Source organism: Nonomuraea muscovyensis, from assembly GCF_014207745.1.
Lineage (GTDB): Bacteria > Actinomycetota > Actinomycetes > Streptosporangiales > Streptosporangiaceae > Nonomuraea > Nonomuraea muscovyensis.
This window is the reverse complement of the sequence record NZ_JACHJB010000002.1, coordinates 2,501,275-2,522,409: the sequence shown is the minus strand read 5'-3', so window position 1 is coordinate 2,522,409 and position 21,135 is coordinate 2,501,275. Positions and strand designations below refer to the sequence as shown.

Sequence of the window (21,135 nt, the reverse complement as noted above, 5' to 3'; positions counted from 1 at the left end):
TGGCCACCCGCTCACGGGACTTTCCGTGGCGATCCGGTCAGGCCGGGAGCACCACGTCGGCGTAGCGGGCCTTCATCGTGGCGAGCACCTCGTCCGGGTCGGCCGCCCACACGTCGGCGTTGAAGATCTCGACCTCGACGTCGCCCCGGTAGCCGGCCTCCAGGACCGCCCGGGTGATCGGCCGGAAGTCGATCACCCCGTCGCCCATCATGCCGCGCCCCAGCAACACGTCGGCCGGGAGCGGGTGCAGGTAGTCGCACACCTGGTAGGAGGCGATCCGGTCGCCCGCCCGGGCGATCTGCTCGAACAGCTGGGGGTCCCACCACACGTGGAAGGTGTCGACCACCACCCCCACCTGCTCCTGCGGGAACGGCAGGCTCAGGTCGAGCGCCTGGCCGAGGGTGGAGATGACGGCCCGGTCGGGGCAGTAGATCGGGTGCAGCGGCTCCAGCGCCAGCTTCACGCCCCGTTCCCCGGCGTACGGGGCCAGCTCGGCCAGCCCCTCGGCCACCCGTTCGCGGGCGCCCGCGAGGTCACGGGAGAACGGGGACGGCTCGGCCGGGCCCTCGCCCGGCGTCCGGCCGATGCGCTCGCCGAGCGGCTCGCCGGGACGCACGCCCGGCAGCCCGCCCACCACCATGACCAGGCAGGCGGCGCCCAGTTCGGCCGCCTCGTCCACGGCACGGCGGTTGTCGTCGAGCGCCTCGGCGAACGCCCGGCGGCCCTCCTCGCCGGGCAGCCCGCCCGCGGTGAGGAACCCGCCCCGGCACAGCGACGACACCCGCAGCCCGGCCGCGCGCACCAGCTTGACCGTCTCGGCCAGGCCCTGCTCGGCGACGTCCTGCCGCCACAGGCCGATGGCCTCCAGGTCGTGGCGCACGCAGCCGGCCACGGCCTCGGCCACGGACCAGCGCCTGGTCGTCCACTGGTTCAGTGACAGGCTCACAGTCCGTTCACCGCCAGCAGCGCCTTCATCCGGTGGACGGCCAGCTCGGGATCGGCGAGCAGCCCCGCCTGGTCGGCCAGGCGGAACACCTCGGCCAGGTGCGTCAGGGAGCGGGCCGACTGGGCGCCGTTCACCATGGCGAACGCGTCCTGGTGACCGTTCAGCCAGGCCAGGAAGACGATGCCGGTCTTGTAGTTGTAGGTCGGGGTCTCGAAGATCTTGCGGGACAGCGGGACCGTCGGCGCGAGGATCTCGTCGTAGGAGGCGAGCAGCCGGTCGCGCCCGGCGGTGTCGCAGGCGGCCTCGGCCGCGTCGAGCACCTGCAGGGCCGCCGCGGCGGCCGGGGCGATCGCGTCGAAGATGCCGAGCAGCGCGTGGGAGCCCGTCCTGATCAGCGACGGGTAGTTGAAGTCGTCGCCGGTGTAGAGCTTCACGCCCGCGGGCAGCGCCGCGCGCAGCCCGATCTCGTGCTGCTCGTCCAGCAGCGAGACCTTCACCCCGTCGACCTTCGAGGCGTGGGCGTGGATCAGCTCCAGGAACGACTCGGTCGCGGCCGCCACGTCGGACGATCCCCAGTAGCCGGCGAGCTGCGGGTCGAACATCTCGCCCAGCCAGTGCAGCACCACCGGCCGCTCGGCCAGCCCGAGCAGCCTGCCGTACACCTCGTGGTAGTCCTTCGGGCCGGTCGCCACCCGCGCGAGCTGACGCGACGCCATGATGATCACGCCGGCGCCCGCCGTCTGCACGGTCTCGATCTGCTCGGTGTACGCGGCGGTGATGGCGTCCAGGTCGGCGGCGCCGGGCGCGTGGTCGGTGCCGGCGCCGCAGGACACCAGCGTGGCGGGGTCGCCGTAGTCGCGTGCCTCGGCGGCGCTGCGCCTGATCAGCTCCTTCGTCGCGGCCCAGTCGAGACCCATGTTGCGCTGGGCGGTGTCCATGGCGTCGGCGATGCGCAGCCCGTACGACCACAGATGGCGGCGGAAGCGCAGCGTGGCGTCCCAGTCGACGGCGGCGGGAGAGCCGGGCGTGTTGTCGCCGAGCGGGTCGGCCACCACGTGCGCCGCCGCGTAGACGATCCGGCTGGCGGCCGGGCCGTCGGGCACCGGCCAGCTCACCCGCTCGCGCAGCGTGTAGGCCCCACCGGGCAGGTCGATCCTCACAGCTCGGGCACCTCGATCCGGCGTCCCTCGGCCGAGGAGCGCATGCCCAGCTCGGCGAGCTGCACGCCGCGGGCGCCCGCGGCGAAGTCGTACGGGAACGGCGCGTCCTCCAGCACGTGCCGGACGAACAGCTCCCACTGGATCTTGAAGCCGTTGTCGAACTCGGCGTTGTCCGGCACCTCCTGCCAGCCGTCGCGGAAGCGGGCGGTGACGGGCAGGTCGGGGTTCCAGACCGGCTTCGGGGTGGTGGCGCGGTGCTGGACCCGGCAGTTGCGCAGGCCGGCGACGGCGCTGCCCTCGGTGCCGTCCACCTGGAACTCCACCAGCTCGTCGCGGTTGACGCGCACCGTCCAGGACGAGTTGATCTGCGCGATCACGCCGTCCTCCAGCTCGAACACCCCGTACGCGGCGTCGTCGGCGGTGGCCGGGTAGGCGCGACCCTGCTCGTCGACCCGCTCCGGGACGTGCGTCACGGCCTGGGCGTAGACCGAGCGGACCCGGCCGAAGAGGTTCTCCATGACGTAGTGCCAGTGCGGGAACATGTCGAGCACGATGCCGCCGCCGTCCTCGGCGCGGTAGTTCCAGGACGGGCGCTGCGCCTCCTGCCAGTCGCCCTCGAACACCCAGTAGCCGAACTCGCCGCGCACCGACAGGATCCGGCCGAAGAAGCCGCCGTCGATCAGCCGCTTGAGCTTGAGCAGGCCCGGCAGGAACAGCTTGTCCTGCACCACGCCGTTCTTGATGCCCCGGGTCGCGGCGGCCTCGGCCAGCGCGGCGGCCTCCTCGACCGACTCGGCCGTCGGCTTCTCGGTGTAGACGTGCTTGCCCGCCTCGATGGCCTTCAGCACGGACTTGACGCGGGCCGAGGTGACCTGGGCGTCGAAGTAGATGAGGTTGTCGTCGTCGGCCAGGGCCGCGTCGAGGTCGGTGGTGTGGTCGGCGATGCCGTGCCTGGCGGCGAGGTCGGCGAGCTTGGCGGCGTTGCGGCCGACGAGGACCGGCCGCAGCGTGACCCGGCTGCCGTCCGAGAGGGTGACGCCGCCCTGCTCGTTGATGGCCAGAACCGACCGGACCAGGTGCTGGCGATAACCCATCCTGCCGGTGACGCCGTTCATCACGACGCCGATGGACCGCACGCTCATGAGGTTCCCTTTCGTGGAAAGCGCTTTCCCGAACCGTAAGGCCGCCCATATCGGGGCGTCAAGTGCCTGCCCTGCCCGGAGCCGGGCAGGGCGTGGAGCCAGAGTCAGCCTGCCAGCCGGGACAGGGCCGTGGCGAGCGGATCCGCGGTGAGGGAGACCTGCCAGGCGCGGGCGCCCAGGGCGCGCAGCCGCTCGGTCACGGTCTCGTCGGTGACCGGCTCGGGCGGCTCCCAGGTGAGCCGGCGTACGACGTCGGGCTGCAGGAGGTTCTCCGCCGGCATGTGGTGCTCCTCGGCGAGGGCCGTCACCACCGCGCGGGCGGCGGCCAGCCGCTTGGCCGCCGCCGGGTCGCGGTCGGGCCACCGGTTGGCCGGTGGGGGGCCGTCGCCCGGCGTGCTGGGCTGCGGCAACTGGCCGTCGGGCAGGGCCCGCGCCCGGTTGACCGCGTTGAGCCAGTCGCTCATGTGCCGGCGCGCGCTGCGGCCGGTGAACGCGGAGATCTCGGTGAGCGCCTTGCGGGTGCGCGGCACGTCGAGGGCGGCGGCGACGATCGCCGAGTCGGGCAGCACCCGGCCGGGGGCCAGGTCGTTCTCCCGCGCGATGCGGTCGCGCATCGTCCACAGCTCGCGGACGATGGCCAGGGCCCGGACGTTGCGCACCTTGTGGATGCCGGACGTGCGGCGCCACGGGTCGGAGCGGGGCGGCGCCGGCGGCATGCCCAGCACGGCGGCGAACTCCTCGCGCGCCCACTCCAGCTTGCCGCTCTCCGTCAGCTCGGCGTGCAGGGAGTCGCGCAGCTCGACCAGCACCTCGACGTCGAGGGCCGCGTAGCGCAGCCAGTCTTCGGGCAGCGGCCTGGTGGACCAGTCGGCGGCCGAGTGGCCCTTCTCCAGCCGCAACCCCAGCACCGTCTCGACCATCGTGCCGAGCCCCACCCGCTCGTAACCGAGCAGCCGGCCGGCCAGCTCGGTGTCGAACAGCCGCCTCGGACTGAAGCCCACCTCGAACAGGCAGGGCAGGTCCTGCGAGGCGGCGTGCAGCACGATCTCCGCCTCGGCCAGGGCCGTGTCGAGGCTCGACAGGTCGGGACAGGAGATCGGGTCGATCAGCGCCGTGCCCGCGCCCTCCCTGCGCAGTTGCACCAGGTAGGCGCGGTTGCCGTAGCGGTAGCCGGAGGCGCGCTCGGCGTCGACCGCCACCGGCCCCTCGCCGCGGGCGAAGGCCTCGACCACCCTGGTCAGGGCGGCGTCGTCGGCGATGACGGCAGGGATGCCCTCGCGCGGCTCCAGCAGCGGGACGATGGTGCGTTCTTCTGTCATGAGTCCACCGCTCTCATGACGCGGATGTGGTGTTGACTGGTGCCCTCACTTCGTTCGGTCACTCTCCGGATCATCGCGTCTACGGGGCAGGGCGGCCACATCGGGCGGGAGCGGTGGCAGCCCCGCCGCCACGCACATGAGGTCGCACCAGGCGGCGACGTGGCCGGAGAGGTCTTCCTGGGTCGGCGACCAGGACGCCCGCAGCTCGAGCTCGGTGGTGACCGGGTCGTCGGCCTTGTTGCCGAACCCCTCGGACACAGCTCTAGTCACGGTACCGCCAGCGGCGGAGTAGTCGGCGTGGTGGGCGTCGAGGGCGTCGGTGAGCCAGCTCCACGCGACCGGGCCGAGCAGCGGGTCGGAGGTGATCTCGGGCTCCATGTCGGCGCGCACGTAGGCCACCAGCCGGAACGGCCCGTCCCAGCCGCGCTGGCCGTCGGGGTCGTAGAGCAGGATCAGCCGCCCGACGGCGAGCTCGTCGTCGTCGCGGTAGACGGATGCGCCGATGGCGGCGGAGTGCGGGGCCAGCCGCTGCGGGGCGGGCAGGTCTTCGAGCTCGATCTCCGGTCTGACCTCGGCCGGCCGGAGACTCTCGACCGCGCGCCTGAACGCCGCGGGGGCCGGTGGCAGGTCACCGTGGGTCATAGCCGAAGAGTAGGTCGAGAGGGAACGGAAGGGGACCACGGGGGTGCTCATCGTAGGTGCTCAAACCGCTGCCGCTGCCAGCTGCGGGATCCGCGGCGCGGGCACCAGCCGGGCGCGCGCGGGCGGGAGCGCCGGCAGGACGTGGCCGCAGGCGAGGCACGTCAACTCCGGGCACTCGCCGGGCACGTGCCCGGCGGGGCTCGGCGGCTGCTCGAACGGCCGCTCACCCGCGCAGGAGGCGCAGGTCTCCATGCGGCGCTCTGGTGAACTCCACAACGCGGTCATCGCACCGAGGCCTTTCGTCGGATCGTCGCTCCGACGGTGGCACGCCGCGGCGACAATTCCGCGCAACGCGCTCGGCGTGTCCCGAAAGTGGATGCTGAATCGCTGCCGCGCGGGGCCTTGGTGAAGAAATGGTCCACTCAAGACCGGCCGTATGGCCCTCCATGGGAGGTGTTCGACCCGAGTGTGCGGTCCATGGCCGGTCGGCGGGTAAACATCCATTCGGCTATCTGATCATGATTTGAGCCTACTTATGAGGGTTTTTCTCGACAGGTGGACAAGGCTGGGGGAGTGCCGCGTACCGGATGCCGGGACGGGCACCGGAGCATGGCACCCTGGGAGGGTGAATCTCGCCGAGTCAACGTTCCTGCGCGCCTGCCGCCGGCAGCCCGTCCCCCACCCGCCCGTGTGGTACATGCGGCAGGCCGGCCGATCGCTGCCCGAATACCTCAAGGTGCGCGAAGGCGTGCCCATGCTGACGGCGTGCGAGACGCCCGACCTGGTCGTCGAGATCACCCTGCAGCCGGTCCGCCGCTACGGCGTCGACGCGGCCATCTTCTTCAGCGACATCGTCGTGCCGCTCAAGGCCATCGGCGTCGACCTCGACATCAAGCCGGGCGTCGGCCCGGTCGTCGCCCAGCCCATCCGCGACGCCGCGGCGCTCGACGCGCTGCGCCCCATCGAGCCGGACGACGTCTCCTACGTCACCGAGGCGATCCGGGCGCTGGTCGGCGAGCTGGGCGGCACGCCTCTGATCGGCTTCGCCGGGGCGCCGTTCACCCTCGGCTCCTACCTCATCGAGGGCGGCCCTTCCCGCCACCACGATCGCACCAAGGCCATGATGTACGGCGAACCCCGGCTCTGGCACGACCTCATGGACCGCCTGGCCGGCATCGTCCTGGAGCACCTGCGCATCCAGGTGCGGGCGGGCGCCTCGGCGATCCAGCTCTTCGACTCCTGGGTGGGCGCGGTCGCCCCCGACGACTACCGCGAGTTCGTCCTGCCCCACACGCGCCGCATCTTCGACGGCCTGGCCGACCTCGGCGTGCCGCGCATCCACTTCGGCGTCGGCACCGGCGAGTTGCTCGGCCTGCTCGGCGAGGCCGGGGCCGACGTGGTCGGCGTCGACTGGCGGGTCCCACTCGACGAGGCCGCGCGCCGCGTCGGGCCCGGCAAGGCGCTGCAGGGCAACCTCGACCCGGCCATCCTCATGGCCCCGTGGGAGGTCGTCGAGCGCAAGGCCCGCGAGGTGCTGCGCCGCGGCGAGGCGGCCGAGGGCCACGTGTTCAACCTCGGCCACGGCGTCCTGCCCGGCACCGACCCCGACCAGCTCAAGCGCCTGACCGACCTCGTTCACGAAGCCTGAGGCGCCGGCGGGGCGGGCGGGGTCGCGCGCCTGCGCACGCGCCGCCGTACGGCGAGCACGGGGAGCGCGACGAGCGCCACGATGACGGCCAGCCACGGCAGCACCGCGCCGAGCACGGTCAGCGCCACTTTGCCGAACATCACCAGCGACGCCCACCCCGCGGCGAGCCCGCCGAGGAACCCGGGCGGCTCCGCCGAGGGCGTCTTCACGACGGCGCGCGGTCCCAGCAGCTCGAGCGTGAGCGTGGCCATGCCCACCTGGGCCGACAGCTCCTTCTGCTGGGCCTGCAGCGACTCGAGGTCGGCCTCCCGGGCGGAGATCTCCCGCTCCACCTGCAGCACCTCGCCGATCGTGTCGGCCTTCTTCATCAGCGCGCGCAGCGACTCGAGCGACTGCCGGGCCGAGGCGAGCCGGCTCTCCACGTCGGCCACCCGCAGGGTGACGTCCTCGGTGTTCTGGGTGAGGGAGATCTGCTCGCCGAGGTCCCTGCCGAGGCCGGCCAGCACCTCGGGATAGCGGGCGGGCGGCACCTTGAACTCCAGCGTGGCCGAGCCTCCGCCCCGGTTTCCGGAACGGGACTCCTCCTTCGCCAGGTGCCCGCCGGCCGTCGTGACGAGCTGCTTGGCCCGCTGCGCCGCCGCCGCGACCTCCTTGACCCGCACGCTCAGCCGCGCCACGTAGATGACCTGGCGCTCCTGGCGGGCGACCTCCACCCCGGCGGTGACGCTCCGGCCCTGCTGCGGCTGCTTGCGCGGGGTCGGGACGGACGTCCCGGTCGGACCGGCCGCCTCACCGCGGGCCTCGTCGGCCGCCGCGGGCGCGATCTGTCTGTCCGACATGGTCCCGGCGTCGCCGGCGCAGCCGGTCAGGAGCAGGGCCGCGCACGCGGCCGATAACGCCACGCCGTACTGGAATGTCCTCATGCCCCTAAGACGAACCCCGCTCCGCGCGGGTTTGAAAGGGCCCGTCACGGTACGGTCACACACCCGCGACGGCCGCGTGCCCCGGGCGGAGGGGCGGGGCACGGAGGCGGTAGCGTCTGAAGGCGTGGAAGGCAATCACGCGCACGTGGTCGTCATCGGGGGCGGGATCTCGGGCCTGGCCGCGGCGTGGCACCTGCGCCACGCCCATGCCGGGCAGGGCCCGCGCATCAGGGTGACGGTCCTCGAAGCGAGCCCGCGCGTCGGCGGCAAGCTGTACGCCTCCGAGGTCGGCGGGGTCATGGTCGACGCCGGAGCGGAGTCCATGCTGGCCAGGCGGCCCGAGGGCAAGGACCTGGCCGCAGCGGCCGGGCTCGGCGGCGACCTGGTCGATCCGGGCATCACGCGGGCCGCCATCCTGAGCCGGGGCACGCTGCGGCCGATGCCGAGGTCCCAGGTGATGGGCGTGCCCGCCGATCTGGCCGAGCTGGCCCGCTCCGGAATCCTCTCGCCCGGCGGGCTGCTGCGGGTGCCGATGGACCAGATCCTGCCGGCCACCCTCGTGCGGACCGACGTGTCCGTCGCCGCCTACATCCGGGCGCGGATGGGCGGCGAGGTCCTCGACCGGCTCGTCGAGCCGCTGCTCGGCGGCGTCTACGCGGGCCACGCCGACAGGCTGTCACTGGAGGCCACGATGCCGCGGGTGGCCGCCGCCGCCCGCTCCGAGCGCTCGCTGCTCACGGCGGCCAGGCAGATCGTCCAGGACGCCTCCGGCGGCGGGGGCCCGGTCTTCACCTCGCTCCGCTCCGGCATGGGCAGCCTGCCGGAGGCCGTGGCCAAGGCGTCGGAGGCCGACGTGCGCACCGGCGTCACCGTCCGCGAGCTGCACAGGACCGCCGACGGCTGGCGGCTGGTGGCCGGCCCGGTGCCGCACCCCGAGACCATCGAGGCCGACGCCGTCATCGTCGCCGCCCCCGGCCCCGCGGCCGCCCGGCTGCTCAAGGCCGAGGTGCCGGCCGCCGCGGCCGAGCTGGCCAGGATCGACTACGCCAGCATGGCCATCGTCACGCTCGCCTACGCCCCCACCGCCTTCCCCGAGCTGCCCACCGGCAGCGGCTACCTGGTGCCGCCCGTGGAGGGCCGGCCGGTCAAGGCGGCGACGTTCAGCTCGATCAAGTGGCCCCACCTCGGCGGCGACGTGTTCGTGGTGCGCCTGTCGATCGGCCGCATCGGCGAGGAGCACCTGCTGCAGCGCGACGACGCCGAGCTGGTCTCGCTCGCCACGGCCGAGCTGGCCGGCGTGCTCGGCGCGCGCGGGCTGCCGCTCGACACCCGCGTCACCCGCTGGGGCGGCTCGCTGCCGCAGTACAACGTCGGTCACCTCGACCGGGTCGCCCGGGTGCGCGCCGCCGTCGCGCCGCAGCCGGGCCTGGCCGTGTGCGGCGCCGCCTACGACGGCCTCGGCATCCCCGCGTGCATCGCGACCGGCCGCACCGCCGCGGCCCGGATTCTGGACCACCTGTCGCGTTGAGGAGAATGGCAGCATGACTGAAGGCGCCGCGCGGCCCAGGGCCCGCGATCTCAACCAGGTGATCCGTTACACGATGTGGTCCGTCTTCAAGGCCACCGCGCCGCTGCCCGCAGGCCGCGACCAGGCGGGCGAGGAGGTCACCGAGCTGCTGGAGCAGGCGGCCCTGAAGGACGTCGTGACGCGCGGCCTCTACGACGTGGCCGGCTTCCGCGCCGACGCCGACTACATGTTCTGGTGGCACGCGCCCACGCCCGAGGACCTGCAGGACGTCTACTCCCGGTTCCGCCGCACCACGCTCGGCCGCCACAGCGCGCCCGTCTGGTCGGCGATGGCGCTGCACCGGCCGGCCGAGTTCAACAAGTCGCACATCCCGGCGTTCCTCGCCGAGGAGGAGCCCCGGGCGTACGTGAGCGTCTACCCGTTCGTCCGCTCGCTGGAGTGGTACCTCCTGGAGGACAAGGACCGGCGGGCGATGCTGGCCGAGCACGGCCAGATGGCGCGCGAGTACCCCGACGTGCGGGCCAACACCGTGGCGTGCTTCGCGCTCAACGACTACGAGTGGATGCTGGCGTTCGAGGCCGACGAGCTGCACCGGATCGTCGACCTGATGCGCGAGCTGCGCGGCGCCCAGGCGCGCCGGCACACCCGGCTGGAGATCCCCTTCTACACCGGCGCCCGCAAGCCCGTGCAGGAACTGCTCGCCGCCCTGCCCTAGCGCTTCGCGCATACGCCTGCACGGATCCGCGCCGCGAGTGACAATCGGCAGAGGATGGCAGGTCGTCACGGTCCAGGGGGCGTCGCATGGCCGGGGGTTCGGGGAAACGCAGGCGGCATCCGTACGAACGGTCGAACCTCTTCGCAGCGGCCGCGCCGACCGGCCGGGGCACCGGTGACGAGGATGACGGCGGCGACGGCGATCGTCACGGCGATGGTCATGGCGGGGGCCACCGTGATGGCCGCGATGATGGCCACGGCGGGGGTCACGGTATCGGCCACAGCGGGGGGCGCGGTGATGGCCGCGAGGACGAGCAGGGGGCGGCACGGGCCGGACGGCACGGCACTCCGGGCACGCGCGCCGGGCGCGGGGCCCGCGGCACGCACGGCAGGCAGGGCCGGCGCGCCACCTACGGCGGGCGGGGACTGCGCGGCAGGCGCCCGGACGGGGGGAGGCACCGGGACGGCGGTGGCGGTCCGGACGACGGGCGCAGGCACGCCAAGCCCGGCAGGTCCTGGGTCGGATGGGTGTCGGCGGGCACGCTGACGCTGGCCGGCGGGATCGCGCTGCTGCTCGGCACCGGCGGCCCACTCACCAGCGCCCCGCCCGGAACGGCCGGGGCCACGGACGGCGGGCAGCGAGCCCGGCCGGACGACCCGGCAGCGGCGGCACGCGGCGGCGACACCCGCGGCCCCCGTTCAGCGGGCTCCGGGCAGGAGGCCGCGGCGGCAGGTGGCACGGACGGCAGCTCGGACGGTAACGCGGACGGTAGGTCGGACGGCGGCGGGGCAGGCGACAGCGGCGCGGCTGGGAAGGGGACGGCGGGCGGCGACCCGGAGGTCTCCGCCGGCGGGCGTACCGCGACCGGGGAGGCCTCGAAGGACACCGACCACCAAGCGATCGAGTACTTCCGCGCCCGTTGGGGCTCCGGCGACGCCGCCGCCAGGCACGTGAAGGACATCCGCACGGTCGGCGGATATCTGCGCATTTACACCGATCTGCCCGAGTCGGCCGACGACTCGGCCGCCGCCCTGGCCCTGTGCGAGCGCGGCCTGGCCTACCTCGGCGAGCGGGGCACGAAAGAGCCGGTGGTGTTCGTGCAGGCCAGGCCGGGCGAGAACGGCAGCCCGGTGCTGGCGAACATCCTCGGCCCCGGCGACACGACCTGCCGGGTGACGCATCCGGACCCCGGCTAGCTAGTCCGCACCGTGCCGCGTCCTCGCCCGTGCGGCCGTCAGCCGTCGTACATGTTCCGTTGGTGTTGACTTCCCCTTTTTGGTCTTTTGGCCACCTCGGCCCGTGCCTAAATTGATCAGCCATGCGCAAGTCAGCACTCGCCCTGGTGTTCGCCATCGTGGCGGCACTCTCCGCCGGGCTCGCGGCCGCCACCCCGGTGGCCGCCAACACGTTCGGCTTCTTCGCTTACCACCCCACTTGGTGCTGCCCCAAGACGGACAACCGCGATGTCTACTGGAACGGCTCCACTCTCACCAGCAACATGATCACAGCGGCCGACTACGGGATGGCCAACCTGGACTACCAGACCGACCTGCGAATCGGCGGTTACGACAGCACCGCGGGCACGCACACCGATCTGGTGATGTTCGACGCGCGCTACGTCGACTACTGGGGCAAGGACTGGGACGGCTCGAGTACGGGCGTCAACATCACCGCCTCGACCAAGTGCGTCAGAGTGCTCGCGCAGATCGGCGGTGAGTACACCTGCGACCGTGCCGAGCTTCGCTTCGACCTGGCCGACATGACCACCGCCACCGTCCGCAAGAAGACGGCCTGCCACGAGGTCGGGCATGCCATCGGCCTGGGGCACACCAACCTGACCTCCTGCATGAAGCAGGGCACGTCCACCACCCAGAGCTACAGCAGCCACGACCGCTCGCACGTCAACGGGGCGTGGTGAGCGTGAACAAGCGCTTCTCGCTGATCCTCACCCTCGTCGCCGCCGTCGTCACCGGGACCTGCGCGGGCGCGTTACTCAACAGCCCGGAGCCCTCCTTCTGGGTGCAGCTCCGCTACGGCGCCAGCGTCTCGGACGGCGAGTATCTGTTCGACTCGGTGGCCGACATCGTCCCCGGAGCATCCGACTCCGGCGCCTTCAAGGCCGCCGGAGCGCTCATCCAGGGCACCGTCGTGGACATCGAGCCCGGCATCGCCTACGCCTCCGACGACGGGGAGAGCGGCTCGCCCGTCGTGGCCTACGACAGCGCGGACGCGGCCATGCGGTACGCCAGCCTGGTGGTGCGCGTTGACAAGGTGCTGGCCGGTCGGCTCGGCCAGGGGTACACCGACGGCACGGTCCGGATCCGGGTCGAGCAGCCGGCCACCACCACCCTCGCCGAGCTCAAGGAGTCCATCGGTACGGCGGGGACGGGCCTGATGTTCGTCCACAACCTGGCGGAACGGCAGCAGCTTCTCGGCCGCCCCGTCACCGACCCCGTCCAACTCGCCTACGCCCAGTCGGTCCACACGCCGATCGGCGAAGGACTGTTCGTCGAGGAGTCGGCGGGCAGCCCGGTGACCGCACCGCTCATGGACGGCCAGCGGGCGGCGCAGCTTCTCGGGTACACGTACGTCTCCGAGGACAGCGAGGCGGAGCCGTCTCCCACGCCCACCTGTGACGACCTCGATCCGTGCTACACGCCGACGAGCAAGCCCTCGGCCACGGCGACCTCGGTTCCCGTGGGCGGCACAGAGCCGGCTAGCACCGTCCCGCCGAGCCTGACGGCCCTGCGCTCGACGCTGGTCGCCGCGGCCTGCGCCGAGGGGACGGCGGCGGATCCCTCGTCATGCTGAGTGCCGCGGGTGCTCAACCCCCTCGGCCGCCGTAAAGAACGGCCTGGCAGCCGTTCGCGAGGCGGGCCGACCGGCAGGAAACGGCCCTGGCCCCGAGCTACCGCACGCGCACCCGGCTTCTGAAGCACCGCTCGCACCGCTGGGTGACGACCCGGCCGATGGCCTCGACCGTCACCCACCTGTGCCGGAGATGGATCAGCCTCAACCGCCGATCCCTACCCCCGGCGTGCGACCGCCACGCGCCGGGACGGCGGGCTCACGACCCGGGTTCGAGGCGCAGGGAGACCGAGTTGATGCAGTAGCGGTCGTCGGTGGGCGTGGCGTAGCCCTCGCCGTGGAAGACGTGGCCCAGGTGGGAGTCGCAGCGGGCGCAGCGGACCTCGGTCCGCGCCATGCCGAGGCTGCGGTCCTCGATCAGCGTCACCGCCTCCGACTTCGACGGCTCGAAGAAGCTCGGCCAGCCGCAGTGCGACTCGAACTTGGCGTCCGACCTGAACAGCTCCGCTCCGCACGCGCGGCAGGAGTAGACGCCCTCGGTCTTGGTGTCGACGTACTCCCCGGTGAACGGCCGTTCGGTCCCCGCCTGCCGGAGGACGTGGAACTCCTCCGGCGAGAGCTGGACCCGCCACTCGGCTTCGCTCTTGACCACCTTGTCCATACCTTCAGCGTACGAGATGTGGCAAAAAGAGATCTCCGCCGGGAGAGCATCCTTTCTGCGGCGAATTCGCGTCTTTGTAGGCAAGGGGGTGTCATCACCTCCTGCTCAGGGTGGGATCGCTCGCCGGATCGCCCGAGCGGCACAGCCCACGCCCGTGCTGGAGCCGCTGGTGATCACAGGCCGACCGGGTGGCGCGCCAGCGCCCGGACCGGCCGGTGGGCGGGTGATCGTGGTCCGTCCCGTCGAGCCCTCGGTCCCGCCACCGAGGCGGGCTCCGGGACGGACCCACCCACTCGGGGTAGGTTCGGGGCATGGCATCGCCGTTCATCGAGCTCAAGGTGGGGGAGCGGACCGTCAAGGTCACCAACCCCGACAAGGTCTACTTCCCGGAGCTCGGCGCCACCAAGCGCGAGCTCGTCGAGTACTACGTGAGCGTGGGCGAGGGCGCGCTCCGGGCGATGCGCGACCGCCCCACCAATCTCAAGCGCCATCCCGACGGCATCCACACCGAGGCCATCTACCAGAAGCGGATGCCCGCCAAGCACCCCGACTGGCTGCAGACCGTGACCGTCACCTTCCCCAGCGGGCGCAAGGCCGACTCGCTGCGGGTGACCGAGGTGGCCGCCATCGCCTACTGCGCCAACCTCGGCACCATCGACTTCCACCCCTGGCAGGTCCGCGCCGGCGACGTCGAGCGCCCCGACGAGCTGCGGATCGACCTCGACCCGCAGCCGGGCGTCGCGTTCGCCGCCGCCCGCGAGGCCGCGTTCCTGACCCGCGAGGTGCTCGGCGAGCTGGGCATGACGGGGTTCGTGAAGACCTCCGGCAACCGCGGCCTGCACATCGCCGTCCGCATCGAGCCGCGCTGGGACTTCGTCGAGGTGCGGCACGCCGGCATCGCCCTGGCCCGCGCCGTGGAGGACCGCGCCCCCCACCTGGTGACGACCGCCTGGTGGAAGGAGGAGCGGGGCGAGCGGGTGTTCGTCGATTTCAACCAGAACGCCCGCGACCGCACCGTGGTGAGCGCCTACTCGGTGCGCGCCAGGCCGGCGGCGACCGTCTCCGCCCCGCTGACCTGGGACGAGCTGCCGGACGCCGAGCCGGCCGACTTCGACATCCGCACCGTCCCGGCCCGCTTCGCCAAGCTGGGCGACGTGCACGCGGCCATCGACGACCATGCCTACTCGATCGAGCCGCTGCTCGAACGGTACGCCTCCGACGACCGCGGCGACCTGCCGTACCCGCCCAACTACCCGAAGATGCCCGGCGAGCCGAAGCGCGTGCAGCCCAGCAAGGCGCGGCCGGCCGAGGACGGCTGACACCCGGGCACCGGGTCCGCTGCCCGGGTCCGCACGGCCGGCCCCCTCCGGCCGCCGTGACGCCCGGGCTCACCGGCCGTGCGGACCCGTGGCGGCGCTGAACCGCGCACGTGCCCGGAACGTAACTCCACACGGTCACATCTGCCGCTTTACCGGGGTGAAAGACCTTCTATCTGGAGGGAGAATCCTCTGCCGCCAGGAGGGGATTTCTCCCCACGGCGGAAGTCTCCTCCGTGACGCCGGCTCCGCTGCCCGCGAGACCCGGGCGACTCCACGCACAGCACGACGACCGCGATCGGGGGCGCGGAATCCCGGTTGCCGGGCGCCGGGGCGGGCGCCCGGTCCGGCGCGGGCGGCCGGCCGCGTCAGGAGTCGCCGAACTCCAGGTCCAGCGCCCTCGTGAAGTCGGCGACCGCCTCCTCGTGCCGGTCGAGCTCCTGCAGGATCTCGCCGCGCACCCGGAACGCCCAGATGTAGTCGGGGTCCAGCTCGATGGCCCGGTCGAGGTCGCGCAGCGCGCCCTCGTTGTCGCCCAGCTCGCTCAGCACCGCGCCGCGGCTGCCCAGCGCCCGGTCGTGGTCGGGGTCCAGCTCGATCGCCCTGTTCAGGTCGGCGAGGGCCTCCTCGTAGCGGTCGATCATCCGGTACGCCTCGCCGCGCCGGCTGTAGCCGCGCACGTACGCGGTGTCGAGCTCCAGCGCCTTGGTGTAGTCGTCGATGGCCTCCGGGTACAGGTGCATGCGCTGGTAGAGGTCGCCGCGAGCCAGCCAGGAGTAGGCCAGCTTCCCGTTCAGCGCGATGATCCTGGCGTGCTCGTCCAGCGCCTCGTCCAGGCGGTCGAGGTCGGCCAGGGTGTCCGCCCTGGCCTCCAGGATCCACAGCGACTCCGGCGACAGGGTGAGCGCGTGCTCGAAGTCGTCCAGGGCCTCGTCGTGGCGGCCGAGCGAGGCGTAGGCCTGGCCGCGCGAGCCGAGGGCGTAGGCGCTGTCGGGCTCCAGCCGCAGCGCCTCGCCGAAGTCGGACAGCGCCGCCTCGTAGCGCGCGATCAGGCGGTGGCTCTCGCCGCGCATCCGCCAGGCCCGCGCGCTGTCGGGCTCCAGCGCGATCGCCTCGGTCAGGTCGGCGATGGCCGCGTCATGGCGGGACAGCGCGATGTACGACTCGGCCCGGCTGCGCAGCACGGAGGCCCGCGACCGGGCGGCCGCCTCGGGCAGCGCCTCGGGCAGCGCCTCGGGCGGTGCGGGGGGCAGGACGGCGTCGGGCGGCACGGGGGGCGGCACAGGGGGCAGTGGGCCGGGCAGCGGGCCGGTTGGGGCGGCAGGCTCGGCGCCGCGCCCGGCGATGATCTCCTCGCTCATGCCGGGAATGTATCCGAACTAGATCTGGATGACGGCCGCCTTCTCGCGGGTGTACTCCAGCACCGCGTCGTGCCCGTACCCGCTGTCCTTCACGCCGCCGAACGGCAGGCCGGGCGGCATCTGGCGGAAGGTGTTCACCCACACCGTGCCCGTCTGCAGGTCGCGGACGAAGCGGTGGGCGCGGCCCAGGTCGCGCGTCCAGACCCCGGCGGCCAGCCCGTACGGCGAGTCGTTGGCGACGCTCAGCGCCTCCTCGTCGCTCTCGAACGGGATCGCCACCGCCACCGGCCCGAAGATCTCCTCCTGGCAGACGCGCAGCCGGTTGTCGGACGTGGCGTACAGGGTGGGCGCGACCCAGTAGCCGCCCGGCAGGCGCGGCACCACCTCGGCCCCGCGCCGGCCGCCGAAGACGAGCCGCGCTCCCTCCTTCTCGGCGAGGTCGAGGTAGGAGGTGACCCGCTCGTACTGGCCCTGGGAGACGATCGGGCCCATGGTGGTGCCCGGGTCGAGCGGGTCGTCGAGCACCAGGCCCGCCGCCGCGTGCTCGATGCGTTCCAGCATCTCGTCCCAGATCGACCGGTGCAGCAGGATGCGGGAGCCGGCCACGCACACCTGCCCGGCGTTGCCCGTGTAGACGGAGTTCACGGTGACCCCCTGGGTGGCGGCGTCCAGGTCGGCGTCGGGGAAGACGATGTTCGGCGACTTGCCGCCCAGCTCGAACGTCATCGGCTTGAGCGCGTCCGCCGAGGCCCGGGTGATGACCCGGGCGGTGTCCGTGGACCCGGTCAGGCTGATCTTGTGCACGCCGCGGTGCCGCACCAGGGCGTCCCCGACCTCCTCGCCGAGGCCGCTGACGATGTTCAGCACGCCCGGCGGCAGCACCTCCGCCAGCAGCTCGCCCAGCCGCAGCACCGACACGCTCGCCTGCTCGGCGGGCTTGACGATCACCGTGTTGCCCGCGGCCAGCGCGTAGGCGGCCTTGGCGGAGAACGTCGAGACGGGGGAGTTCCACGGGATGACGCACAGGGCCACGCCGTACGGTTCGCGGCGGGTCAGGCCGAGCGTGTCGGGGCCCAGGATGACGGTGCCGCCCTTGACGGCGTCCAGGCACTGGCCGGCGGCGAGCTGCCACAGGTGGGCCATGCCGGGCAGGTCCTTGTGCAGGGTGTCGCGCAGGATCCGGCCGTTGTCGCGGGTCTCCAGCCGGGCCAGTTCGTCGGCGTGCTCGGTGAAGACGGCGGCGACCCGGCGCAGCAGGTGTGCCCGGCCCAGGGCGGGCATGGCCGACCAGCGGGGGAACGCCCGCCGTGCGGCCTCCACCGCCGCGTCCGCGTCGCGCGGGCCGCTCGCCGGCACCGTGGCCCACGCCTCGCCGGTGGCGGGGTTGACCGAGTCCATGGTCCTGCCGTCGGCCGCGGGGACGAGCCTGCCGCCGATGAGGTTGCGATAGTCAGCCACGAGACCAAGCATATGCTTGCTTGCCTTGCGGGAGCCAGAGCACCTCTAGGATCGAGGCATGCTGCTGGCTCCCGGCGTGCACGCCGCCGTCACCGACCGCCGCGGGGGCGTGAGCGCCCCGCCGTACGGCTCGCGCAACCTCGGAGGGCTGGTGGGCGACGACCCCGCGGCCGTCCGGGCCAACCGCGCCGCACTTGTGGCCGACCTCGGCGTGCGGGCCGTGGTGTTCATGCGGCAGGTGCACGGCGCGGACGTCGCGTACGTGAGCGAGCCGTTCGGCGACGACCCGCCGCCCCTCGACGGGATCTTCACCGGCGAGCCGGGCCTCGCGCTCGCCTCGCTGGGCGCCGACTGCCCGGCGGTGCTGGTGGCCGACCCGGTGGCGCGCCTGGTGGGCGCCGCCCACTCCGGCCGTCCCGGCACCGAGGCGGGCGTGGCGACGGAGCTCGTCCTGGCCATGGCGGCCAAGGGCGCGCGGCCGGAGCGGATGGCGGCGCTCGTCGGGCCCGGTGCGTGCGGCCGCTGCTACGAGGTGCCCGCCGAGCTGCGCGAGCGGGTGGCCGCGCGGGTGCCCGAGACGTGGTCCACCACCTCCTGGGACACCCCGGCCCTCGACCTGCGCGCCGGGATCGAGGCGCAGCTGCGGGCGGCGGGCGTCCCGGACGTGCGGCACGACGCCCGGTGCACGATCGAGTCGGCGGAGCTCTACTCCCATCGGCGCGAGCGCGCCTGCGGGCGGTTCGCCGGGCTCATCTGGCTGGAGTGACGGGGTCGGGGCCCGGAGAGGGCGGGAGGCGCCCGAGCATGCCACGGTTCGCCGCGAATGCCCTGACGCCCCGGAAGACGATCGTGCCGGGAACGCGCGATAGGGTCGGAGGACCACTACGGAGGGAGTTTTCGCATGGCCACCACCCGCACCGCCACCACCCAGTGGAAGGGCGCCCTGCTCGACGGTTCCGGCACGGTCTCGCTCGACAGTTCGGGCGTGGGCACGTTCGAGGTCTCCTGGCCGTCCAGGGCCGAGGCCGCCAACGGCAAGACCTCCCCGGAGGAACTGATCGCCGCGGCTCACTCCTCGTGCTTCTCGATGGCGCTGGCCCACGGCCTCAACGGGGCCGGCACGCCGCCGGAGTCACTGCGCACCAGTGCCGACGTGACGTTCCAGCCGGGCGAGGGCATCACCGGCATCGTGATCACCGTCGAGGGCCAGGTGCCGGGCATCAGCGCCGAGCAGTTCCAGGAGGCGGCCGAGACGGCCAAGGCCAACTGCCCGGTGAGCAAGGCCCTCACCGGCACGACGATCACCCTCAAGGCCTCGCTCCTCTAGCGCGATCGCGATCGCGTGCGACAATCGGGTCACATGCGCGAAGTCTGGCCTGGCGAGCCCTACCCGCTCGGAGCCACCTGGGATGGCGTGGGCACCGGTTTCTCGGTGTTCTCCGAGGTGGCCGAGCGGGTTGAGCTGTGCCTCTTCCACGATGACGGCTCCGAGGAACGCGTCGACCTGCCCGAGGTCGACGGGTTCGTCTGGCATGGCCACCTGCCGGGGATCATGCCGGGGCAGCGCTACGGCTACCGGGTGCACGGCCCCTACGACCCGTCGCAGGGCGACCGGTGCAACCCCGCCAAGCTGCTGCTCGACCCGTACGCCAAGGCGATCGACGGCGAGCTGACCTGGAACGAGTCGGTGTTCTCCTACACCTTCACCGACCCGGCCCGGCTCAACACCGTCGACAGCGCCCCGTTCATGCCGAAGAACGTGGTGATCAACCCGTTCTTCGAGTGGGGCAACGACCGGGCGCCCCGCACCCCCTACCACGAGACCGTGATCTACGAGGCCCACGTGCGCGGGCTGACCATGCGCCACCCGGCCGTTCCGGAGGCGCTGCGCGGCACGTACGCGGGCGTGGCCCACCCGGCGATCATCGACCACCTGGTGTCGCTCGGGGTGACGGCCATCGAGCTGATGCCGGTGCACCACTTCATCCCCGAGCACTTCCTGGTGGCGCGCGGGCTGACGAACTACTGGGGCTACAACACCGCCGCCTACCTCGCCCCGCACGGCCGCTACTCCAGCGCGGGCACGCGCGGCGAGCAGGTGCCGGAGTTCAAGGCCATGGTGCGGGCGCTGCACGAGGCGGGCATCGAGGTCATCCTCGACGTGGTCTACAACCACACCGCCGAGGGCGACCACATGGGGCCGACGCTCGGGTTCCGGGGCATCGACAACGCCGCCTACTACCGCCTGCACGACGGCGACCGGCGCTACTACCTCGACTACACCGGCTGCGGCAACTCGCTGAACGTCCGCTCCCCGCACGCCCTGCAGCTCATCATGGACTCGCTGCGCTACTGGGTGCTGGAGATGCACGTCGACGGGTTCCGCTTCGACCTGGCCTCGGCGCTGGCGCGCGAGTTGCACGACGTCGACCGGCTGAGCGCGTTCTTCGACCTCATCCAGCAGGACCCGGTGATCTCGCAGGCCAAGCTGATCGCCGAGCCGTGGGACGTCGGCCCCGGCGGCTACCAGGTCGGCAACTTCCCGCCGCTGTGGACCGAGTGGAACGGCAAGTACCGCGACATCGTGCGCGACTTCTGGCGGGGCACGCACTCGGCGCTGCCGGAGTTCGCCTCCCGGCTGACCGGCTCCGCCGACCTCTACGCCACCTCCGGCCGCCGCCCGGTCGCCTCGATCAACTTCGTGACGTGCCACGACGGCTTCACCCTCACCGACCTCGTCTCGTACGACCGCAAGCACAACCTCGCCAACGGCGAGGACAACCGCGACGGCACCGACGACAACCGCTCCTGGAACTGCGGCGCCGAGGGCCCCGTCGAGGACCCCGAGATCGTCCGGCTCCGCCACCGCCAGCGGCGCAACTTCCTCACCACGCTCTTCCTGTCGCAGGGCGTGCCGATGCTCTCCCACGGCGACGAGCTGGGCCGCACCCAGCAGGGCAACAACAACGCCTACTGCCAGGACAACGAGCTGGCCTGGATCGACTGGTCGCGGCTGTCCGCCGAGGCCGACCTGCTGGAGTTCGTCCGCCGGCTGTCGCGGCTGCGCAGGGAGCACCCCGTCTTCCAGCGCCGCCGCTTCTTCCAGGGCCGCCACCCCGACAACGGCAGGCGCGACCTGGTCTGGCTGACCCCGGCCGGGGTGGAGATGACGGCCGGCGACTGGCACACCGGCTACGCCAAGTCGCTCATGGTCTACCTCAACGGCCAGGCCATCACCGAGCCGGGGCCGCGTGGCGAGCGGATCGTCGACGACTCGTTCCTGCTGCTGATCAACGCCCACCACGAGGACATGACGTTCACCCTGCCGGGCGCGGAGTTCGGCGACGGCTGGCAGCCGGTGCTCGACACGACCGACGAGTCGCCCCGCGACGACCTGTTCCCCGACGAGCGGTGGCCGGCGGGCGCCCTGGTGGCCGTCACCTCGCGCTCCATCCAGGTCCTCCGCCAGCCGCTCCCCTCCTGACGGCCCACCTGCCTCCGCCGCGCG

Annotated in this window: 21 protein-coding genes; 10 read left to right on the top strand and 11 right to left on the bottom strand. The window is 72.7% G+C overall.

All coding sequences use genetic code 11. From position 1 onward, the window contains the following. Nucleotides 1–37: 37 nt before the first annotated feature. From FHU36_RS28425 to FHU36_RS28400, 6 genes are all read right to left on the bottom strand, one after another. Nucleotides 38–946, bottom strand: coding sequence for a sugar phosphate isomerase/epimerase family protein (locus FHU36_RS28425; RefSeq protein WP_185086850.1), 909 nt, complete (start codon nucleotides 944–946; stop codon nucleotides 38–40). Beyond that, the gene (locus FHU36_RS28420; RefSeq protein ID WP_185086849.1) at nucleotides 943–2,106 is read right to left on the bottom strand and encodes a dihydrodipicolinate synthase family protein; all 1,164 of its coding nucleotides are present in this window, start codon (nucleotides 2,104–2,106) and stop codon (nucleotides 943–945) included. The genes FHU36_RS28425 and FHU36_RS28420 overlap by 4 nt, the downstream gene beginning before the upstream one ends. Continuing rightward, entirely contained in the window at nucleotides 2,103–3,248 is a 1,146-nt protein-coding gene (locus FHU36_RS28415) for a Gfo/Idh/MocA family protein (protein ID WP_185086848.1), read from the bottom strand. The genes FHU36_RS28420 and FHU36_RS28415 overlap by 4 nt, the downstream gene beginning before the upstream one ends. Before the next feature lie 104 nt (nucleotides 3,249–3,352). Beyond that, complete coding sequence (locus FHU36_RS28410; RefSeq protein ID WP_185086847.1) at nucleotides 3,353–4,567, bottom strand: ribonuclease D; 1,215 nt, start codon at nucleotides 4,565–4,567, stop codon at nucleotides 3,353–3,355. A 45-nt stretch (nucleotides 4,568–4,612) separates the two neighbouring features. After that, nucleotides 4,613–5,209 (bottom strand): DUF3000 domain-containing protein, encoded by a 597-nt coding sequence (locus FHU36_RS28405; RefSeq protein ID WP_185086846.1) that lies wholly within the window; start codon nucleotides 5,207–5,209, stop codon nucleotides 4,613–4,615. A 60-nt stretch (nucleotides 5,210–5,269) separates the two neighbouring features. Beyond that, nucleotides 5,270–5,485: a hypothetical protein gene (locus FHU36_RS28400; protein ID WP_185086845.1), complete on the bottom strand. Its 216-nt coding sequence runs from the start codon at nucleotides 5,483–5,485 to the stop codon at nucleotides 5,270–5,272. A 412-nt stretch (nucleotides 5,486–5,897) separates the two neighbouring features. Between FHU36_RS28400 and hemE the strand changes: the two genes are divergently transcribed. Further along, the gene (gene hemE, locus FHU36_RS28395; protein WP_312891970.1) at nucleotides 5,898–6,857 is read left to right on the top strand and encodes a uroporphyrinogen decarboxylase; all 960 of its coding nucleotides are present in this window, start codon (nucleotides 5,898–5,900) and stop codon (nucleotides 6,855–6,857) included. On the opposite strand, the gene FHU36_RS28390 is transcribed toward hemE, so the two are convergent. Further along, nucleotides 6,845–7,570, bottom strand: coding sequence for a DUF4349 domain-containing protein (locus FHU36_RS28390; RefSeq protein WP_376774175.1), 726 nt, complete (start codon nucleotides 7,568–7,570; stop codon nucleotides 6,845–6,847). The genes hemE and FHU36_RS28390 overlap by 13 nt on opposite strands. A 334-nt stretch (nucleotides 7,571–7,904) precedes the next feature. Between FHU36_RS28390 and hemG the strand changes: the two genes are divergently transcribed. Together hemG and hemQ are read left to right on the top strand one after the other, a co-directional pair. Then, nucleotides 7,905–9,308, top strand: a complete 1,404-nt coding sequence (gene hemG, locus FHU36_RS28385) for a protoporphyrinogen oxidase (RefSeq protein ID WP_312891882.1) — start codon at nucleotides 7,905–7,907, stop codon at nucleotides 9,306–9,308. Nucleotides 9,309–9,321: 13 nt separating this feature from the next. Continuing rightward, nucleotides 9,322–10,023 carry a hydrogen peroxide-dependent heme synthase gene (hemQ, locus tag FHU36_RS28380; protein ID WP_185086841.1) on the top strand — a complete coding sequence of 234 codons (702 nt, stop codon included), beginning with the start codon at nucleotides 9,322–9,324 and terminating at the stop codon, nucleotides 10,021–10,023. Nucleotides 10,024–10,088: 65 nt separating this feature from the next. Here the strand turns inward: hemQ and FHU36_RS28375 are convergent, their stop codons facing one another. Then, nucleotides 10,089–10,280: a hypothetical protein gene (locus FHU36_RS28375; RefSeq protein WP_185086840.1), complete on the bottom strand. Its 192-nt coding sequence runs from the start codon at nucleotides 10,278–10,280 to the stop codon at nucleotides 10,089–10,091. 270 nt (nucleotides 10,281–10,550) lie between these two features. On the opposite strand from FHU36_RS28375, the gene FHU36_RS28370 reads away from it, so the two are divergent. From FHU36_RS28370 to FHU36_RS28360, 3 genes are all read left to right on the top strand, one after another. After that, nucleotides 10,551–11,219 carry a hypothetical protein gene (locus FHU36_RS28370; RefSeq protein ID WP_185086839.1) on the top strand — a complete coding sequence of 223 codons (669 nt, stop codon included), beginning with the start codon at nucleotides 10,551–10,553 and terminating at the stop codon, nucleotides 11,217–11,219. 122 nt (nucleotides 11,220–11,341) lie between these two features. Next, nucleotides 11,342–11,941, top strand: coding sequence for a hypothetical protein (locus tag FHU36_RS28365; protein ID WP_185086838.1), 600 nt, complete (start codon nucleotides 11,342–11,344; stop codon nucleotides 11,939–11,941). Continuing rightward, on the top strand, nucleotides 11,938–12,834 hold the full coding sequence (locus tag FHU36_RS28360; RefSeq protein ID WP_185086837.1) for a hypothetical protein: 897 nt from the start codon (nucleotides 11,938–11,940) through the stop codon (nucleotides 12,832–12,834). Before FHU36_RS28365 ends, FHU36_RS28360 begins: the two co-directional genes overlap by 4 nt. 256 nt (nucleotides 12,835–13,090) lie before the next feature. Here FHU36_RS28360 and msrB read toward each other — a convergent pair whose 3' ends face one another. Beyond that, the gene (gene msrB / locus FHU36_RS28355) at nucleotides 13,091–13,492 is read right to left on the bottom strand and encodes a peptide-methionine (R)-S-oxide reductase MsrB (RefSeq protein ID WP_185086836.1); all 402 of its coding nucleotides are present in this window, start codon (nucleotides 13,490–13,492) and stop codon (nucleotides 13,091–13,093) included. A 311-nt stretch (nucleotides 13,493–13,803) separates the two neighbouring features. Between msrB and ligD the strand changes: the two genes are divergently transcribed. Then, nucleotides 13,804–14,811, top strand: a complete 1,008-nt coding sequence (gene ligD, locus FHU36_RS28350) for a non-homologous end-joining DNA ligase (protein WP_185086835.1) — start codon at nucleotides 13,804–13,806, stop codon at nucleotides 14,809–14,811. Nucleotides 14,812–15,176: 365 nt separating this feature from the next. On the opposite strand, the gene FHU36_RS28345 is transcribed toward ligD, so the two are convergent. Then, nucleotides 15,177–16,169: a tetratricopeptide repeat protein gene (locus FHU36_RS28345; protein ID WP_185086834.1), complete on the bottom strand. Its 993-nt coding sequence runs from the start codon at nucleotides 16,167–16,169 to the stop codon at nucleotides 15,177–15,179. 18 nt (nucleotides 16,170–16,187) lie between these two features. Continuing rightward, nucleotides 16,188–17,627 (bottom strand): aldehyde dehydrogenase family protein, encoded by a 1,440-nt coding sequence (locus FHU36_RS28340; RefSeq protein ID WP_185086833.1) that lies wholly within the window; start codon nucleotides 17,625–17,627, stop codon nucleotides 16,188–16,190. Between the two features lie 58 nt (nucleotides 17,628–17,685). Between FHU36_RS28340 and pgeF the strand changes: the two genes are divergently transcribed. From pgeF to glgX, 3 genes are all read left to right on the top strand, one after another. Further along, nucleotides 17,686–18,393, top strand: a complete 708-nt coding sequence (gene pgeF, locus FHU36_RS28335) for a peptidoglycan editing factor PgeF (protein WP_185086832.1) — start codon at nucleotides 17,686–17,688, stop codon at nucleotides 18,391–18,393. A 135-nt stretch (nucleotides 18,394–18,528) separates the two neighbouring features. Further along, nucleotides 18,529–18,954 carry an OsmC family protein gene (locus FHU36_RS28330; RefSeq protein WP_185086831.1) on the top strand — a complete coding sequence of 142 codons (426 nt, stop codon included), beginning with the start codon at nucleotides 18,529–18,531 and terminating at the stop codon, nucleotides 18,952–18,954. A gap of 33 nt (nucleotides 18,955–18,987) precedes the next feature. Next, nucleotides 18,988–21,111, top strand: a complete 2,124-nt coding sequence (gene glgX / locus FHU36_RS28325; protein WP_185086830.1) for a glycogen debranching protein GlgX — start codon at nucleotides 18,988–18,990, stop codon at nucleotides 21,109–21,111. Nucleotides 21,112–21,135: the final 24 nt, after the last annotated feature.